Annotated in this window: 1 protein-coding gene; it reads left to right on the forward strand. The window is 66.7% G+C overall.

The genetic code is table 11. The annotated features are described in order from the left end of the window. Positions 1–2,525 (forward strand): indolepyruvate ferredoxin oxidoreductase family protein (locus tag HHL15_RS26090; protein ID WP_169148684.1); only part of this gene is annotated, 2,525 nt, incomplete at both ends.

Genomic DNA, 2,525 nt, shown 5'->3' on the forward strand with positions numbered 1-2,525 from the left:
GCCGACGGCACCGGCAGCGCCCTGGTCTCCCCCGAGCGGCTCAACTTCGTCACCCCCGACCTGGAATTCGACGGCCAGCTGTTCACCCCGCGCATGAACCTCGGCATGAACGTGCGCGCCGACGCCCTCGAGATGGAGCAATCCCTCTACACCCGGCGCCTCGAAGTGGTGAAGCGCTACGCCCGCGCCAACAAGCTCAACAACATCGTCTTCGAGAACCGCGACGCCTGGCTCGGCATCCTCACCGCCGGCAAGACCTACAACGACCTCAAGCAGGCCTTCCTCGAGATGGGCCTGGATGACGCCGCCCTGCGCAAGTACGGCATCCGCATCCTCAAGATGGGCATGCTCTTCCCCATGGAGCCCAGCATCGTCCGCGAATTCGCCGAAGGGTTAGAGGAGATCTTCGTCATCGAAGAGAAGCGCCCCTTCCTCGAGATGTTCGCCAAGCAAGTCCTCTACGGCCGCGCCAATGCCCCGCGCATCGTCGGCAAGTTCGACGAAGAAGAGAAGGAGCTGCTGCCCCACTACGGCGAATTCGAATCCGACGTCATCTGCCGCGCGCTCCTCAAGCGCCTGTCGCGCAAGACCCGCGTCGAATCCGCCGAAGCCTGGATCCAGCGCCTCGACGAGATCCACGCCCGCGGCAAGTTGCCCACCACCGTGCGCACCGCCTGGTACTGCTCCGGCTGCCCGCACAACAGCTCCACCGTCGCCCCCGAAGGCAGCACCGTCTCCGCCGGCATCGGCTGCCACACCATGGCCATGTGGATGGACCGCAACGTCGTCATGGGCACCCACATGGGCGCCGAAGGCGCCCAATGGATCGGCATGGCCCCCTTCACCGAGACCGGCCACATCTTCCAGAACATGGGCGACGGCACCTACGCCCACTCCGGCAGCCTGGCCATCCGCTACGCCGCATCGACGAACGTCAACATCACCTTCAAGCTGCTGGTCAACGCCCACACCTCCATGACCGGCGGCCAGGCCATCCAGGGCGCCCACCCGGTCGCCAACATGGTCTCGGACCTGCTCGCCAACGGCGTGCGGCGCATCATCGTCACCACCGACGAGCCCGGCAAATACGCCGGCGTGCGCCTCGAGGGCCACACCGAAGTGTGGCACCGCGACCGCCTCATCGAAGCCCAGACCGAGCTCGCCGCCACCCCCGGCACCACCGTCCTCATCCACGACCAGGAATGCGCCGCCGAACTGCGCCGCGCCCGCAGCCGTGGCAAGGCCGAAGAGCCGGTCGAAGTCACCGTCATCAACGAGCGCGTCTGCGAAGGCTGCGGCGACTGCGGCGAGAAGTCCAACTGCATGAGCGTCGAGCCCGTCGACACCGAGTTCGGCAGAAAGACACGCATCCACCAGTCCTCCTGCAACAAGGACTTCTCCTGCGTGAAGGGCTTCTGCCCCTCCTTCCTCACCATCACCCCCAACGCCGCCCCCGCCGCCGACGGCGCCAAGAAAAAGAAGAAGGGCCGCATCCCGGCCCTCGAGCGCGAACTCATCGACCCCATCAAGAAGGTCGACGACAGCTTCGGCTTCGGCATCCACGTCATGGGCATCGGCGGCACCGGCTCGGTCACCGTCGTCGCCACCCTGGCCAACGCCGCACGGCTCGAAGGCAAGCACGTCATCGGCCTCGACCAGACCGGCCTCGCGCAAAAGGGCGGCAACGTGATCTCCGACATCAAGATCACCCACGCCCCGTTTGACGGCAGCAACAAGATCTCCGACGGCCGGGCCGACCTCTACCTGGGCTTTGACATCCTCAACGCCACCGACCCGAAGAACCTCGACAAATGCCACCCGGCGCGCACCATCGCCGTGGTGTCCACCACCCGCACCCCCACCGGCAAGATGATCGCCGACCGGCACGTCATGTTCCCCGCCACCCAAGGCCTCACCGCCGGCATCGACCGGGTCAGCCGCAAGGACGACAACGTCTTCCTCGACGGCCAGGCCCTGGCCGAAGGGCTCTTCGGCGACGCCATGGCCACCAACAACTTCATGGTCGGCGTCGCCTTCCAGGCCGGCACCATCCCGCTCAAGGCCGAATCCATCGAAGCGGCCATCACAAACTCCGGCGTCGGCGTCGAACAAAGCCTCGCCGCCTTCCGCTGGGGCCGCATGGCCGTCATCGACCGGGCCTACGTCGAAGCCCAGGTGGCCAAGTACAAGGGCGCCAGCGTGATCAGCCTCAAGCAGGCCCCGCCGCTCAGCCCCGCCGCCCGCGCCATCGTCGAGTCCATCGGTGCCGACGGCGAAGTGAAGCGTCTGGCCGAAATCCGCGTCGCGGAACTCATCGCCTTCCAGGACGAAGCCTATGCCAAGCGCTACGCCGACGTGATCAAGCGCGTCGTCGCCGCCGAGCACAAGGCCCTGCCCGGCGCCACCGCCCTGTCGGAGGCCGCCGCGCGCAACCTGTACAAGCTGATGGCCTACAAGGACGAGTTCGAAGTGGCGCGCCTGCACACCGACCCGGCCTTCCTGGCCGAACTCGATGCCCAGTTCCC

The sequence above is a fragment of the Zoogloea dura genome, assembly GCF_012927165.1.
Taxonomy (GTDB): domain Bacteria; phylum Pseudomonadota; class Gammaproteobacteria; order Burkholderiales; family Rhodocyclaceae; genus Zoogloea; species Zoogloea dura.